12 protein-coding genes and 5 pseudogenes are annotated in these 15,509 nt (G+C 57.9%); 10 read left to right on the top strand and 7 right to left on the bottom strand.

What is annotated here, in order from left to right; all coding sequences use genetic code 11:
• The coding region (locus tag EC86_RS0120970) for a transposase (protein ID WP_156955441.1) at nucleotides 1-592 on the top strand (592 nt) is incomplete at its 5' end.
• Between the two features lie 395 nt (nucleotides 593-987).
• Nucleotides 988-1,713, top strand: a pseudogene (locus tag EC86_RS0120965) (IS110 family RNA-guided transposase); the annotation flags it as partial.
• A 42-nt stretch (nucleotides 1,714-1,755) separates the two neighbouring features.
• Here the strand turns inward: EC86_RS0120965 and EC86_RS0120960 are convergent.
• Complete coding sequence (locus tag EC86_RS0120960; protein ID WP_029527829.1) at nucleotides 1,756-2,829, bottom strand: IS3 family transposase; 1,074 nt, start codon at nucleotides 2,827-2,829, stop codon at nucleotides 1,756-1,758.
• Nucleotides 2,826-3,350: a transposase gene (locus tag EC86_RS0120955; RefSeq protein WP_029527828.1), complete on the bottom strand. Its 525-nt coding sequence runs from the start codon at nucleotides 3,348-3,350 to the stop codon at nucleotides 2,826-2,828. Before EC86_RS0120955 ends, EC86_RS0120960 begins: the two co-directional genes overlap by 4 nt.
• 92 nt (nucleotides 3,351-3,442) lie before the next feature.
• On the opposite strand from EC86_RS0120955, the pseudogene EC86_RS26420 reads away from it, so the two are divergent.
• The 4 genes and pseudogenes from EC86_RS26420 to EC86_RS0120925 all read left to right on the top strand — a co-directional run.
• Nucleotides 3,443-4,015, top strand: a pseudogene (locus EC86_RS26420) (transposase); the annotation flags it as partial.
• Between the two features lie 394 nt (nucleotides 4,016-4,409).
• On the top strand, nucleotides 4,410-4,649 hold the full coding sequence (locus tag EC86_RS30595) for a YqcI/YcgG family protein (RefSeq protein ID WP_029527826.1): 240 nt from the start codon (nucleotides 4,410-4,412) through the stop codon (nucleotides 4,647-4,649).
• A gap of 286 nt (nucleotides 4,650-4,935) precedes the next feature.
• The gene (locus EC86_RS26415) at nucleotides 4,936-5,373 is read left to right on the top strand and encodes a hypothetical protein (RefSeq protein WP_029527825.1); all 438 of its coding nucleotides are present in this window, start codon (nucleotides 4,936-4,938) and stop codon (nucleotides 5,371-5,373) included.
• Nucleotides 5,370-6,926 carry a DUF7125 family protein gene (locus EC86_RS0120925; RefSeq protein WP_232229992.1) on the top strand — a complete coding sequence of 519 codons (1,557 nt, stop codon included), beginning with the start codon at nucleotides 5,370-5,372 and terminating at the stop codon, nucleotides 6,924-6,926. Before EC86_RS26415 ends, EC86_RS0120925 begins: the two co-directional genes overlap by 4 nt.
• 329 nt (nucleotides 6,927-7,255) lie before the next feature.
• On the opposite strand, the pseudogene EC86_RS0120920 reads toward EC86_RS0120925, so the two are convergent.
• The 5 genes and pseudogenes from EC86_RS0120920 to EC86_RS0120900 all read right to left on the bottom strand — a co-directional run.
• Nucleotides 7,256-8,167: pseudogene (locus tag EC86_RS0120920) on the bottom strand (IS3 family transposase); the annotation flags it as partial.
• A complete protein-coding gene (locus tag EC86_RS0120915) occupies nucleotides 8,163-9,512 on the bottom strand; it encodes an IS110 family RNA-guided transposase (protein WP_029527822.1) in 1,350 nt (449 codons plus the stop codon). The gene EC86_RS0120915 and the pseudogene EC86_RS0120920, both read right to left, overlap by 5 nt.
• A gap of 265 nt (nucleotides 9,513-9,777) precedes the next feature.
• Nucleotides 9,778-10,371: pseudogene (locus EC86_RS26410) on the bottom strand (transposase); the annotation flags it as partial.
• Between the two features lie 449 nt (nucleotides 10,372-10,820).
• Nucleotides 10,821-11,867: an IS110 family RNA-guided transposase gene (locus EC86_RS0120905; RefSeq protein WP_029527821.1), complete on the bottom strand. Its 1,047-nt coding sequence runs from the start codon at nucleotides 11,865-11,867 to the stop codon at nucleotides 10,821-10,823.
• Between the two features lie 311 nt (nucleotides 11,868-12,178).
• Nucleotides 12,179-13,213 (bottom strand): IS110 family RNA-guided transposase, encoded by a 1,035-nt coding sequence (locus EC86_RS0120900; protein WP_029527820.1) that lies wholly within the window; start codon nucleotides 13,211-13,213, stop codon nucleotides 12,179-12,181.
• A gap of 331 nt (nucleotides 13,214-13,544) precedes the next feature.
• Here EC86_RS0120900 and EC86_RS26405 point away from each other — a divergent pair, with 331 nt between their 5' ends.
• From EC86_RS26405 to EC86_RS0120880, 4 genes and pseudogenes are all read left to right on the top strand, one after another.
• Nucleotides 13,545-13,961 (top strand): endonuclease domain-containing protein, encoded by a 417-nt coding sequence (locus EC86_RS26405; protein WP_036773717.1) that lies wholly within the window; start codon nucleotides 13,545-13,547, stop codon nucleotides 13,959-13,961.
• Nucleotides 13,962-14,285: 324 nt separating this feature from the next.
• Nucleotides 14,286-14,654 carry a type II toxin-antitoxin system RelE/ParE family toxin gene (locus tag EC86_RS0120890; protein ID WP_029527818.1) on the top strand — a complete coding sequence of 123 codons (369 nt, stop codon included), beginning with the start codon at nucleotides 14,286-14,288 and terminating at the stop codon, nucleotides 14,652-14,654.
• On the top strand, nucleotides 14,644-14,970 hold the full coding sequence (locus EC86_RS0120885) for an XRE family transcriptional regulator (protein ID WP_029527817.1): 327 nt from the start codon (nucleotides 14,644-14,646) through the stop codon (nucleotides 14,968-14,970). The genes EC86_RS0120890 and EC86_RS0120885 overlap by 11 nt, the downstream gene beginning before the upstream one ends.
• 212 nt (nucleotides 14,971-15,182) lie before the next feature.
• Nucleotides 15,183-15,491, top strand: a pseudogene (locus tag EC86_RS0120880) (recombinase family protein); the annotation flags it as partial.
• Nucleotides 15,492-15,509 lie beyond the last annotated feature (18 nt).

Genomic DNA, 15,509 nt, shown 5'->3' with positions numbered 1-15,509 from the left:
GCACGCGCAACTGCGCGATCTGGGCGAGCAACAAGTCGATCTGGGCAAGGCACCGCGCGCGGGGAGCAAGCAGCGCCAGGTCTTCGACATTCGCCAGATACTGGCCAACTGGGCAGGCGTCGATCTCACGCGCATCAACGGGCTTGGCTTGACGGTGGCAAGCAAGATACTGACGGAAATCGGCCCCGACCTGAGCCGCTTTCCCACGGTCAAGCACTTCTGTTCCTGGCTGGGGTTGTGTCCGGGCACCAAAATCAGCGGAGGCAAGGTGCTTTCAAGCAGGACTCGGCAATCGAGCAACCGGGTGCGCCAGGCACTGAAGATGGCCGCCATGAGCCTGTATCACGGCAACAGCGCGCTGGGCGCGTATTACCGCCGCCTGTGCGCCCGCATGGACAAGCCCAGCGCCAACACGGCAGTGGCGCACAAGCTGGCGCGCATGGTGTATTTCATGCTGACACGCGGAGAAGAATTTGTCGATCAAGGCCAACAGCGCTATGAAGAGCAGCAGCGCCAGCGCAGCGTCGCAGCGCTCAAACGTCGGGCCACAAACTTGGGCTTTGTAATCACGCCAGTGGTGGCGGGGACCTGAAAATCTGGCTCAGCGAGTTTTGTTTCTTGAGAGAGCCAGGTCGGAAAGCCACATGAATTCAGGCTAAAAAGATAGCAAAACAGTTTTAAAGCTTGGCTTGTAGGTGACATGCTAACTTTTGAGCTTCCCAACCCCGCGCGCGGGCCAAGCGTTCCTGAAGAAACAATGGGACAGGCCGGATGCCCCATGCGCCGATTTGCGCTAAAAAGGCAATGGCAGCGCCGAGATGACCGACTTGGCATTGGTGCGAGTTTCAAGCAAGCCCGCTTTTGAGCATGGTCGGGGAATCGTCAGCGACAGTGGTGAGCGCAGCGATGCGCATCCCGTTTGAGAGAGTGAGTCCAATTTGACGCTTCCCATGGCGCTGCCATTGATCAACCATTGTGGAGGATGCCATGGCCATTCGCAAGCATGACAGTGAGGTGTTTCCCAATGCCGCGGGCATTGATGTGGGCGCATCGAGCCACTGGGTGGCGGTGCCCGCGCATCTGGCCGATGACCCGGTGCGCGAGTTCGGCGCGATGACGGCCGACTTGAACGCGATGGCCGGCTGGCTGCTCGCGTGCGGCGTGGACACCGTAGCGCTGGAGTCCACTGGCGTGTACTGGATCCCGGTGTTTGAAGTGCTCGAACAGCGCGGCCTGAAAGTCTGGCTGGTCGATACGCGGCAGATGAAGTACGTCCCCGGGCGCAAGAGCGACGTGCAGGACTGCCAGTGGCTGCAAAAGCTCATGAGCCTGGGTTTGCTGCGCGCGGCGTTTCGTCCAGACGCCCAGGTCTGCGAGCTGCGGGCGGTGGCGCGTCAGCGTGACGTGCTGCTGGTCGAGCAGGGCAGTTGGGTCCAGCGCATGCAAAAGGCGCTGGTGCAGATGAACATCCAGCTCACCGAGGTGCTCACCGATGTGATGGGACTGAGCGGCCAATTGATTATCCGGGACATCGTCGCTGGCGAGCGTGACCCTAGGGCGCTGGCACGCCACCGCCACAGCCGCGTCAAGGCCAGCGCGCAGGAAATCACGAAAGCGCTGACCGGCAACTGGCGCGAAGAGCACCTGTTCGTGCTGCGTCAGGCGTTGGGAATGTATGACGACATTGCCCGCCACCTGGCCGAGTGCGATGCTAGCGGTAGCTGTCAAGGTAGTTGTCGCTTAAAGTAAAGTGAGTCAGGCTACTTTTTGCGTGTTTTGAGGCTCCTTGATTTGTGGGGTTTCCGGGTTGAGGTGAACGGTATCGACATGCGCCCACTGGCGAGGCTGCCCTGACCAGCGCTGGGGATTTTCCTGGCGGGCCTGTTCATAGACGAGCGAGCGCTTTTCAAGCAAGGCCCGGTCCAAGCCGGCATGGCGCTGCGCCGGTGTCACGAAGCCGATGGCGCTGTGGCGATGCTCGTGGTTATACCAATGGGCCAGTTCGGTAACCCATCGCCTTGCGGCCAGCAGGTTCTCGAACGGCTTGACCGGCAGTTCGGGGCGGTACTTCAGGGTTCTGAATGCTGATTCGATGTACGGACTGTCATTGCTCACGGAAGGACGGCTGCGCGTGTGGGCGACTCCCAGGCGCTGCATGGTGCCGAGCATGGTCTCGCCCTTCATCGGCGCGCCATTGTCCGAATGCACCGTCAATTGGCCGGGGCGGATGCTGTGCCGTGCACAAATGTCGCGCAGCAACTGGCTGGCCAGCTCGGCACTCTCGCAATCGAACACCTGCCAGCCAACGATCTTGCGGCTGAACAGATCCTCGAACAGGTACAGGTAGAAGTGCTGGCCGCGCACCTGGGTTGGCAGGTACGTGATATCCCAGCAAAACACCTGATCGGGCCCGGTCGCGGCCAGGGCGCGCGGCCGGCTGCGCTTTTGCGCTGAACGCTCTGCGCGCCGATGGGCCAGCTGGCCCTCCTGGCGCAGCAGGCGATACATCGTGGACTCCGAGGCCACATAGACGCCGCTGTCGGCCAGGCGAGGCACGATCTGGCTCGGCGGCAAGTCCTTGAACGCTTCGCTGTTGAGCGTGGCCATCACGGCCTGGCGCTCTTCTTCAAGCAGCTTGTTGGCCGGGCGTGCATAGCGCCGCTTGCCTGAAGGGCGCTGGTCACCCTCGGCCGCCTCAGAGCGCTGCCAGCGCTGCACGCTGCGGCACGACAAGCCGATCTGGCGGCAAGCCGGTTGCAAACGCGCCCCGTCGGCGCAGGCCTTGTCAATGAGGCCGAGCAACTTTTGGCGCTGCTGGACGGACGTCATTTGTCCGCGCCCTCCAACAGCGCCTGGAAGTTTTTTTGCAACACCAGCAAGGCAGCCACCTCGGCCAGCGCCTTTTCCTTGCGCCTGAGTTCGCGCTGCAACTGATCATGCTGGCGCTGCAGCTCGCGAAAGGCGCCGCTCGCCTCGCGTGAAGCGGGCACGGCAGGGGTGCAAAACGCCTGGTGCCACTGCACCAGCTGATGCTCGAACACGCCATGCTCGCGGCACCAGCTGGCCCGGGCCATGTCATCCAGTGCATAGCTTTGCTGCAGCGCCATCAAACGCTGTGCAGGCGTCCAGGCCGACGCCGGGCCGTCCAGTGCAGCAGTTGCAGCGGACACCGGGGGGGCTATCGTGCCGGTTTTCTTGCTTGCGCTTTGCAGCCACTTCCTGAGCGTGCCGGCGGACATGTTGAGCTCGCCGGCAATGCTGATAACGGAACGCGTGCCGCGATGCCTGGCTTTGAGCAGTGCCTGCTCTTTGAATTCGGGAGAGTGATGTGAATGCGGTGTTCTGGTCATGAAATGAAGCTGCCGGGCAGTTAGCCCTCAAAGAATTGGATGCGACAACAATTCTGACACCCGGGGCTAGGTTGCACGCGCAACTGCGCGATCTGGGCGAGCAACAAGTCGATCTGGGCAAGGCACCGCGCGCGGGGAGCAAGCAGCGCCAGGTCTTCGACATTCGCCAGATACTGGCCAACTGGGCAGGCGTCGATCTCACGCGCATCAACGGGCTTGGCTTGACGGTGGCAAGCAAGATACTGACGGAAATCGGCCCCGACCTGAGCCGCTTTCCCACGGTCAAGCACTTCTGTTCCTGGCTGGGGTTGTGTCCGGGCACCAAAATCAGCGGAGGCAAGGTGCTTTCAAGCAGGACTCGGCAATCGAGCAACCGGGTGCGCCAGGCACTGAAGATGGCCGCCATGAGCCTGTATCACGGCAACAGCGCGCTGGGCGCGTATTACCGCCGCCTGTGCGCCCGCATGGACAAGCCCAGCGCCAACACGGCAGTGGCGCACAAGCTGGCGCGCATGGTGTATTTCATGCTGACACGCGGAGAAGAATTTGTCGATCAAGGCCAACAGCGCTATGAAGAGCAGCAGCGCCAGCGCAGCGTCGCAGCGCTCAAACGTCGGGCCACAAACTTGGGCTTTGTAATCACGCCAGTGGTGGCGGGGACCTGAAAATCTGGCTCAGCGAGTTTTGTTTCTTGAGAGCCAAAAATGCGCTATATCGTTACTAACGCGTTTCGAACTCGGACCTGGCCTTTCCTTTGGCGATGCATTCGACCTCGGGCGTATACAGCGAATACAGCGTAAGCCTGAGGCAAACCCATCTCGAGATAGCACCTTGGTTTGAGGAACTGCCCCAACCACGCTGCTTAGTCGTTCACGCTTACTCGAAGTGCGCCCATCGCCAGTTCAGGGCGTGGACTGCGGCCCCCGTCATTTCCCCTACATACGCGTAGGCGGTTTCCTCCTGCCGAACATCGCGTCGGACTGCATGCAGCTCTTTGCACCATACCTATCGTTCATCTTAGACCGCAGTTGCATTTACTGAAGCTCAACCCCCGAACCTATGCTGTATTGGCCAGACCACCTGTTCATGTTTCGAAACAACGTCTTTGATTCGTGGTTTCCGTGCATTGATGCGCGATCGGCGCAGAATAGTGGCAAGATGAAATTTGGCACCTATAGCGCTCTTGGCAGCGAACCGTCCGCACAGTCGCTCCGCGACGAGCTATCATTTTTGTCCAGGATATACAAATCGCCCAGCGCGGGCCCTCTCTTTTTCGTTGTAATGTTCGAACAACAGTGACGAACGAAGCAGTCCCCCTACGAATCGATATGCAGGTACTCTCAAACAGACGCACAAAACGGAACATCGCCTTCGCGGCGCCGTTGGTGTGGATGTTTACTTTTGCTTCGGGGTCAATGCAGACGCTCGGCAAGCACAGCGTGACAGTGAATTGACCGAGGTCAATGGAATGCGCAAAACCAAATCAGCGATTCATTACGCTGTCCACGATGCGGCGAAGGGAATGCTCAAGGTTGGTGTGACGGATCAGGTGACATTCCCTCAGCTGCACTCCTGGAAGTTCTAGGTGAATCAAACCACTCCGATGTTACGAGATTTTGCCGAACGGCTCATTTTGATTGGAGTGAAAGAGCGCGAATCTCCCGCGTCAAAACCACTGGCCGTCTTTACTGTCCTTGACAAGCTCCGTCCGTGTTTGGTGCAAATTGTGGGAGATTTAGGTTTTAGAGCTGTCCTTTCGCGCGCGCTCGCGACAGCCAACGCGGATGTTGCATGGCTGCATGCGGTACATGTTAAGCCAGATGGCTCTTTGGAGGGTTTGGATGAACTGGAAGCGAAGGTTGATTCCAAGGAGGTTGCCGAGGGAAAGGTTGTTTTGCTCGCCGAATTTTTCGGCCTGCTGGTGGCACTAATTGGCGAACGACTAGTGCTGCAGTTGGTGCACACAGCCATGCCGAATGTGTCCAAGAACGATCTATATTTTGGTGAAGGTAGTTCAACGTGAAAAAAAGTAACGCGGATAGCCGCAATCCTAAAAAAGCGGTGAGCCAACCGGCCGGCGTCACGATCCACCAACTTTCAACGGGTGTACGCGGCCTCGACGACATCTTGGGCGGCGGCATTCCTGAGTTCTCGTTCAACGTTATCGCCGCAGCACCGGGATGCGGCAAAACCACGCTAGCCCATCAAATTGTTTTTGCTAATGCGACAGCGCAGAAACCTGCGATCTATTTCACCGTTCTAGGCGAACCCGCCATAAAGATGCTGCGTTACCAGCAAAAGTTTTCTTTCTTCGACGAATCCAAGTTGGGCAAGGCGATCCGCTTTATTAATCTGACTCAATTGGTATTGGAACAAGATTTGAAGGCAGTGCTGGAGGAGATCATCAAGCAAGTCACGGCCATCAATCCGTCCATTGTCGTGGTGGATTCTTTTCGCACCGTAATACGCACAGCGACGGCCGCTGGCAGCGAAATAGAGGTGCAGTCGTTTATCCAAGGTCTCACCCAGTTTCTCACCAGCTGGCAGGCCACGACGTTTTTGGTCGGTGAATATGACAAAGACGAGGTCCGCGATAACCCCCTGTTCATCGTCGCCGATGGCATCTTCTGGCTGTCCCAAGTGGCTGAGAGAAATTCCGTGGTCAGGAAATTGCAAATCATGAAACTGCGCGGGCAGGATTCGGTGCCAGGACTGCATACCATCCGCATCAGCGCTGACGGATTGCAAGCATTCTCTCGCACGCTGGGACTGGTCGGTAAAAGGAACAGGCCGACGGGACGTCGGCGGCTTTCTATTGATGTTTCCGAGTTGGACAAGATGTTGGGCGGGGGCATCTTTGAAGGCGACAGTTGCCTCGTGGCGGGGCCTTCTGGTACGGGTAAATCAGCGCTGGCAACGCAGTTTATTGACGAAGGTCTTCGCCGTGGGGAATCGGCGGTTATAGCGATCTTCGAAGAACGCCCGGAGGGATATATGATCCGCGCCGCTGGCTTCGGTCTGGATTTGAAAACACCGCAGAAAACGGGAAAGCTTGAAATTCTTTATATACGTCCGCTTGATCTTTCAGTGGATGAAACGATGCAAGAAATTCTAGATGTAGTCGAGAGACTCGGTGCCACCCGATTGGTGATCGATTCGTTAGTCGGTTTTGAGATGGCGTTGGCGCCCGGATTCCGAACCGACTTTCGCGAGTCTTTATACCGGATGATTGGGGCGTTGACAGGAGCCGGAATCACGATTTTAAGCACCGTCGAAGTGGAAGACACATTCACGGCACTGCCCTTTAGTCAGTATGTGATTTCGTTTCTCACCGATGACATTATCCGGATGCGTTATGTGGAAATTGATGGCCAGATACGAAAGGTGTTGGTCGTCATAAAAATGCGCGGCAGCAATCACAGCAAAGACATCCGCGAATACGTCATCACGGACAAGGGCCTTGTGCTCATCGAGCCGCGGAAAACCGAGTATTCCAAGCTGACGACAGGGTCACCGGACATAGTCAGACGGCCGGAAGAAGACACGCCGGAACCGAAGGCGAGGAGACAAAGGTAATCTCCCCAATAACGGTGCAAATTTGTATGCACGCAGCAAAGTTTATGTTGGCCGCTGCGCGGCAGCCGTGGTTGGCGATCATGCCTGGTGCGATGGGTGCGCCAGCCAAAGATGCCGCAGCAATTTTCTGATCTGACTGGAACGCTATATGGGCAGGCGTGTCCCGCCTCAAGTTGCGTCGACGGCCCGATTGTCATGGGGCATTGCTACGGAAAGATTGTCTACACCGGGGTCACCTCTTCATGCGCAGGTGCCGTCATTGACGGTAAATGTGTTGGCGCCGATTGAATATTGACCAGCTGGGGGTGCGGACAAAAACTTGGACTGGTTTATGCCGTAAGCCCGAGGCTTTCCCGGTATTCAAGGGGACTGAGGAAGCCAAGGGAGATCTTGATGCGCTTTTCGTTATACCAGCGGATGTAGGCGTCAACTGCCTGAATGAACTGCTCAAGGGTTGTGGCTTGCCAGTCCCGCGGGTAGAACAGCTCGGTTTTCAGCCGCCCGAAGAAGCCCTCACAGGCCGCATTGTCGGGCGAGCACCCTTTGCGTGACATCGAGCGAATCAGCTTTGCATTGTGCATTCGCGAGAGCCATCCAGGCCAACGATAGTGCCCACCACGATCGGAGTGGACGACGGGCCGCTCGTTGCTGTTGGCTACCTTCTCGATGGCCGCATCCAACATGGTGTTCACAAGAGCGGCGTCTGGACGCGTGGCGATGGTCCAGCTGACAACCAGCCCATCGAAGCAGTCGATCATGGGCGATAAATACACCTTGCCAGCAGCGATCTGGAACTCTGTGATGTCGGTAAGCCACTTCTCATTCGGGGCAGCCGCCTGGAAGTCGCGGTTGATGAGATTGTCCGGGGCCGGGCTGATTTCTCCCAGGTAGGAGCCGTACTTACGCCGCTTGTTAGTGGCAACGACCAGGCATTCCTGCCTCATCAAACGCCGCACGACTTTCTCCGAGAGGCTGAACTTTTGCCGGCCCAATGCCGCCCGCATCCGTCGATAGCCGTAGCAGCGATGATTGCGTTCGAAGGCATCTGTGATGGCAACACGCGCATCGGCATACTTGTCGGCGAGCCGTAGCCGGGCTCGATGATAAAAGTACGAGCTGCGGGCAAAGCCTAGCGCGTCAAAGAGTTCTGGCAACGTGTAGGTGTCTCTCAGGGCGTCAACCAGCCGGGTCTTCTCCTGGTTGCTCAGGAGCGGCAGGTCGACGCCCAGGCCTTTCCTAAGAAACACCAGCCTCCGTCGGCTGCAAGGAGAACCCGAAGTGCGCAGCACGGCGCTGGAGCTGCTTGACCACGCGCTCGCGGTATCGCTGCTCGTATTGATCGGCACCAGGATCGTCGTAGTTCAAGCCGAACCGGATCGCGCGATAGAACAGTATTGCGATCTTGCGAGCCGTCGCCGTCACCGCTTTGGCCTTGCCGATCCGGGCGGCCAGGCGTCGGTAGAACGCACCCAAGGCCGTCTCCGTGCGACCGACCGTGACGGCCGCCATTCGCAGGCGTGACGCCACGCGGTTATTGGTCTTGCGGGTATGCGAGGACAGTACCTTGCCACCGCTGATCTTGCAGCCCGGCGACAAGCACAGCCATGACGTGAAGTGCTTCTCGGTGGGCCACCGGCTCAGATCGGTGCCGCATTCGGCAATCAGGCTCAGCGCGACGCTGGAACCGATGCCATGGATCAAGGTCAGATCGGTGCCGGTGAGTTGGTGGAGCAGTGAACGCACATCGAACCTGGGTGCGTTGGCCTGCTTTGTCTTGGTTCGAGGCGCCGGCAGCGGCTCCCGCGGCTTGGGCTTGTCAGCATTCAGCATTTGCAGGACACGCTCGATCTGCACATCGCAGTCGGCAATCCGCTCCTGATAGGCATCGAACAGCGCAAGGGCTTGTGCCAGCGCGAACACGTGCTCCGGCTGGTAGTTGCCGACCAGCGCAGCGCGGATAGTCTGCAAATTCTCACGACAGCGAACGTCACGCATGGCTGCCAAAGCGTCGGGATCTCGTTCGCCATCAACGATAGCGCGGATGATCTTCAGGCCAGTCACGCCGCTGATGTCGCTGAGCACATGATGAAGTTGCAGGTTCATGTGCGTCATCGCCTTCTGCATGTGCTGCATATGGGCTGCTGCGTAGTCCAGGTGACGATCTCGAATCCGCATGTACATCCGTAGGGCGGCGATGTCGCGCGCCGGGCGGAAACTGGCGCGCAGCAGTCCGCAGGCATGGAGCCGTTGCAACCACTGGGCATCGTTGACATCGCTCTTGCGACCGGGAACCGCCTTGCAGTCACGCGCGTTGGCCAGCACGACCGCCAGGCCTCGATCCTCCAGAATCTCGTACACCGGAATCCAATACACACCGGTCGACTCCATCGCCACGGTGGTGATGCCCACCGAGATCAGCCAGTCGGCCATGCGCTCGATGTCGGCGGTGAAGCTCTGGAATGTCTGCACCGGCTCGTCACTCAGCTCCGGCGGCACCGCCGCCACTTGAATACGAGAGCCGATGTCGATGCCGGCGGCTCTGACGTTGACGATCGGCAACCCGACCGATTTACCCTTCTTGGACATGGCAACCTCCTGTAAGTAGTGCCAGACAGGGGAGCGGTTCAAATCATTTTCCTAAACGGGGTCGCACGAAGCGCCACCACAGCTGGGTCCGCAAGATCCCCAAGGGCCACGTTTTTTGACGGGGTCGAATGCCTCCAAAAAGCTAACGGCCACGATCCGGCACCGATCAGTGTAGGCATCCCCGTGTTTCTTGCCATAGGGACGGGGCAAAGCCACGATGGGCGTTTTTTAGCAGTTCATTGGCCTTCTTCAAGAGGTCGTGCTAAAGCTGCAATTTGCGGATGTCGCGTTGAAGCGATTGGACTTGCCGCTCCAGTTCTGCCCGCTCAGGATCTGGCGGTGAATCGTTGTTGGGTTTCATAGATGCGGGCGCCTCAGGACCCAGGAGTTGGTTTTTCCATTTGTACAGCGCCCCCCTGCTCACGGCGAGCTTTTGAGCAATTTCCCGCGCACTTGTCTGTCGGGTGCACAACTCAATGACTGCCGCCTGCTTGAGCTCTGGAGGGCGCGGTACGCTTCTCGCTTTGCCGACAACGCGTTTCCTCGTTTCGGGGTAAAGCGCATCGACCCAGGCTGCGAGCGTTTCGCGCTCCGGATATCCCAGCGCCCTCAGGGTTCCAGCAAGGCAGCGGTCATGGTTGAGGTAGTGCTCGACGGCCACTTTTTTCTGCTCGTCTGAATACTTGGGTCTCGAACGAACATAGCCGGCCGGCAAATCGCAGCCTTGTTCGTATTCTCGATGCCAGCTCTTGAGCGCGTTCTTGGTCGGGTACCCCAGCTTGCGAATCGTCGCTCCAGTGCGTTTGCCGAGTTTTATATAAAGCTTGACGGCTCGAATTCGGTCTTCGTATGAGTACATGAACTACCTCCAAAGTAGTCCAAGTTTTCCGCCGCACCCCCAACCTCTATAAGTGGGTCAGTTTTCGTACATGGACGCCCCCGAATTTGCCAGGCTTTCAATTCATGACGGATAGAAGGTAAAGATTGCACCCGTACATTCGGACTTTGAATGCGGCTTTCGCCGCTGTCCCTTACATGGTCGTCCCAAGGAAAGCAAGATTGGGCGGCGTGAAGTTTCAAAGGGCTTGCAGTCTTACATTCGGCCTGTTTGTGCAGGCTTGATTTCCTGCTGGCCCTGATGGCATTCGCGGGCGGGGTTCCTATCTGATGGTCGGGCTTATTGCCCAAGGGATAGTTCGGAATGCCCCCGCCCCGGTTTGACCTGTGACCCATCACATCGCTTGGTGCAGGCTCTCCTTCAAAAAATTAGTATTTCGTAATCAACTGATCCAGACTTGGCTTTAGATTTCAGGTCGCGGCAGCCTCGGTCGGATTCCACTTGAGTGAGTCAAAGGCTTTGCCTTTGGCCAGGACCGCCCAGGCCGTGCGTGCCATCTTGTTGGCCAGCGCCGCAACCACCACGTTGAAGTGGCGTCGCTGCAACAATCGTTCGAGCCAGCTGTTGTGCGCGCTTCGACCGACGACGGCTCTTGCCCCGTTGACCAGCAAGCTGCGCAAGTAGGTATCGCCCCGCTTGGAAATCCCCAATTGTTGCGTCTTGCCACCCGTGCCCACTTGCCGCGGCGTCAAGCCCAGCCAGGCGGCAAACTGCCGCCCGCTCTTGAATGTCGACACGTCCGCAACGGTGGCTATCAATGCCGTTGCCGTCAACGGACCTATGCCTGGAATCGCCTGCACGGCCAGCATGTGCTGGTTTTGCCTGACCATGGCAGCCAGCCGCTTATCAAGCCGGTCGATGTCATCTTGCATCGCATCGATTCGCTTCAGCTGCTCCTGCACGCTCAACACCACCACGTCGCACAAGCGGTTGTCCTGCTGGGCTTTAGCCAGTTCGCCCTGGATGGATTGCAGCAATTTCTTGTGTCCCTCAGGCAGCACCATGCCGAACTCGTAGAGCAAGCCACGCAGGGCGTTGGTCTGCATGATGCGCATCTTCATCAACTGGGCTCGTATGCGGTGCAGGCTCAGGCAGGCTTGCTGCTGCTCGCTTTTAACGGGCACCTCCCGGATGTGCGGTTGCTGGGCCGCCACCCAAATGGCCTGCGCATCAAGGGCGTCGGTCTTGTCGCGCAGCACAAAGGCGCGCACATGCTTGGCCGGCAGCAGTTTGACCTGATGACCCATGCCTTGCAGGGTGCGTGCCCAGTGGTGGGCTCCGCCGCAAGCTTCAATCGCCACCAGGGACGGTTGGCGGTTGGAGAAGAACTCTGCTACCTTGGCGCGCTTGAGCTGGCGTCGCTGTATCTCCCCTGTCTCGGCATCCACGATATGGAGCTGAAAAACATTTTTGGCAATATCCATTCCAATGACTGGCAGTTGTGCGGTAGATTGCATGGCGCAGCCTCCAAAAGTTAAGTGGTTTCGTCGAAACATCACTTTGGCACTTTGATGCTGTTACTGCGAGGTACCACCCTCCAGGGGGTTATTGCCTCACTTCAACAGCAACGTGTAGGTGGGACGACCATGCCATCTGATGGGATTCGCTGGTTGACGCCTCTATCGGTCGGGCGCACTTTGTGTGCTTCGAAAATTTCGGGCTTTGCCAACCACGGTCTGACCTGTCTTGCCATCACTTCATGATCGCCTGAGCAATCGTTGGTTTGTTTTTCCTGTCTCGTTGTTGTCGTGTTGCGTTCTGATTCTGGTCAGGTCGCCTCGACCACCCGTGTGTAGCCGGTCTCGTAGCGCCGATCATGGGCCAACAACGCCCAGACGATTCGCGCATTTTTGTTTGCTAAGGCTACGGCCGCGACATTCTTGTTCCGTCGGTTCACCACTGCACTGACCCAGCTGCAAGACTCAGGTTTCTTTGCGGCGTGATAGATCACCGATCGAGCACCGTGTATCAGAAGCGTTCGAAGATAGGTATCCCCTCGCTTGCTGATACTCAGCAAATTAGACTTTCCGCCAGTGGAGTGCTGCTTGGGCACGAGCCCCAGCCACGCGGCAAGTTGGCGCCCATTGTCGAAATTCTTCGCGTCTCCAATGGAAGCGACCAGGGCACTGGCGCTAATCGGCCCGATACCAGGCACCTGAGCGATCTTGGTGCTGAGATCACTGTTGCGGTGCCAGGCCTGAATCTGCGCTTCAAGTTCATCGACTTGGCGATCGAGTTCTTTGAGGTGGTCCAGCAAGCGCTGGACAAGTACGCGAAACGCGCCCGGCAACTCGTTGCCGGCATCCTCGATCAGTTCTGGAACGCGCGAACCAATGTTGTTGATGCCTTGTGGGATGATGATTCCGAATTCGGCGAGAAGGCCCCGTATCTGATTGCCCTGCGCCGTGCGAGCCTTCACGAACCCCTGCCTCACCCGGTGAAGTGCGAGAACGGCCTGTTGCTCGACATTTTTGATAGGCACAAAGCGCATGTTTGGGCGCCCCACAGCTTCGCAGATCGCCTCAGCATCGGCCGCGTCGTTCTTGTTTGTCTTGACGTAAGGTTTGACGAACTGCGGAGCCATCAAGCGCACGGTGTGACCCATTGTCTGCAGTTTGCGCGCCCAGTGATGCGCACTGCCGCATGCCTCAATGCCGACCAGGCACGGCGGCAGGTTGATGAAGAACGGCGCCATCTGAGCTCGCTTGAGTTGCTTCTTCAACATCACCTTGCCGTGCTGATCAATGCCGTGGACCTGGAACACGTTCTTTGCCAGATCGATGCCCAATGTTGTAACCTTCATGTCGGACGCTCCTGTCTGTTCAAGTGGGTTGGTAAACACCCCCACTTTGGCACATTGCGATGCCGCTTAGGTGGGGGCGTCCATCCCATTGGTCGGCGTCAACAGTGTTTGTTCGGCATGCAAAACTATCACCAAGCAGTGTCAGCAGTGCATGGCGGTGTTCTCGTTCCAGACAGTCGGAAAAGTTAACAACGACAAGCGATTTTTTTGTGGACACCGGTGTGCAGCGACATGGCGCAACGCTCAGCCTGGCGTTATCGACCGCTTTAACAGGACGATCGGCCCGCATCGCATCGGGCCCAGACCGAAGTCACCAGCAACGTCACTTCGGATGAAGGCCAACAATCCAATGCACAACCCCGAAACAGTGATGAAGGTGAAGGCATCGATGCAAGGCAAGACGTTTCTTTCGCGCGGCGGGAATCCAAAAATAACGCCGGAACAGCAAACGCTCGCGGATATTTTGAATTTGCCGATGGAGCATGCCATTGCAACGCGGCCGGCCCGCGGTCATTTTCCGTGCGTGCCAAACTGCTACAAAGTGGATTTAGCCTCACCCGAGCACCTGCTGGCAATCGAGGTGGACGGCAACACTCACAAGCTGAAGAAATGGAAATTTTTAGACCAGCGAAAAACGGAAATTCTCAATTTCCTGGGGTGGAAGGTGTTGAGGTTCTGGAACGAGGACATCCGAGCAAACCCACAGCTGGTGGCGGCGACAATTCGGCTGTCAATGACTTTGAAGTAAAGCCTAACCTTGCAAGCGCGCGTGACGTCACATATGGCAGCCATTGATTTTTCCTGAAGCGCTCCCGGGCGACAAGGGTGGTGCGCACGTCGTAAATCTGGCAGCCATGTTCGGCCACCACGTATGCAGGGATTGGCACTGGGTCAACGCTGCCTTGGTAAAAATGCCGCGCATTGGGCCTCACATTGGCCACGGTCAAGTGCTACTGCGGATCGGAAAGCCATATCCTTTTGAAAGCACACTTGTTATCGTCAAATTGACAGAGGCAGTCTGTGCCAAGAATATTCTCTTGGTGGAATATTCCATGGAAGCTATAATTTGTCGATGAGTTGGGATATTGAGTACACGGATGAGTTCGGCCAATGGTGGGCGAGCTTGAGCGAAGATGAGCAGGAATCGCTTGATGCGTCCGTGCGGTTGCTTGAAGCGCGTGGCCCGAATTTGGGCTTTCCGCACAGTTCCGGAATCAACGGCTCGAAGCACAGCCATATGCGCGAGTTGCGCACGCAGCATGACGGCCGGCCGTTTCGGACCCTTTACGCATTTGATCCCCGGCGTGCGGCCATCTTGTTGATCGGCGGCGACAAGACTGGAGACGACCGGTGGTATGACGTGCATGTTCCTATTGCCGACGAGCTTTACAACGACCACCTGGAGCAGCTTCGAAAGGAAGGACTGATCAATGGCCAATAAATTCTCACAACTGCGTTCGCAGATGTCCCCAGCGGCGCAGGCGCGTGCCGAGTCAAAAGCGCAGGCCATGCTCGCCGAGATGCCACTCAACGAGTTGCGCCAGGCGCGCGGGCTGTCGCAAAAGATGCTGGCCGAGGTGCTTCACGTCCAGCAGCCGTCTATTGCCAAGCTGGAAAAGCGCACGGACATGTATCTCTCGACCCTGCGCAGTCACATTGAAGCGATGGGCGGGCAGCTCGATGTCATCGCCCGCTTTCCCGATGGCTCGGTCAAGATCAGGAACTTCACGGCGCTTGGGGACAATGCGCCAGCGTGAAAAGCAGGCTGAAGTAACGATTCTCCTTGCGTGGGCAATTCGGGTTCGGCAAAGGGCGAAGCGCCGATTCAAAATGTTCAGGGTGTTGCACTGACCTGCTGAATTATTCAGCAGGCACTGCGGCTGCACCCCACCTCAGCGGCGGCTGTCGTCGCGTATGCCCGGGCCTTGGCGCCTTGCACGCCGTGCTGTGCTGTGCGGCGCGGGCCACAACGGACCTGGTCGGCCAGTTGCACCAGCAGGGCGTGCATTTCAAGAGCCTGACCGATGCCATCGATACAGCAACACCCTCGGGCCGATTCTTCTTTCATGTCATGGCCAGCCTGGCCGAGATGGAGAGGGAACTGACGGGAGAGCGTACCCGTGCAGGGCTGGAAGCCGCCCGCCAGCTGGGCCGCAAGGGCGGGCGCAAGCGGAAAATGACCGACAGCAAAATCGAATCAGCCAGGAAGCTGCTGGCCAGCGGCGTGCCGCCGCGCGACGTGGCCAAGAACCTGGGCGTGTCCGTGCCAACTATGTAGTCGGCGCTGAAAAATTCA

Origin of the sequence: Polaromonas glacialis, assembly GCF_000709345.1 — a bacterium.
In the GTDB taxonomy this organism is placed as follows: Bacteria; Pseudomonadota; Gammaproteobacteria; order Burkholderiales; family Burkholderiaceae_C; genus Polaromonas; species Polaromonas glacialis.
Note: the sequence above shows the minus strand (reverse complement) of the source record. Positions and strands in the feature narration are given on the sequence as shown.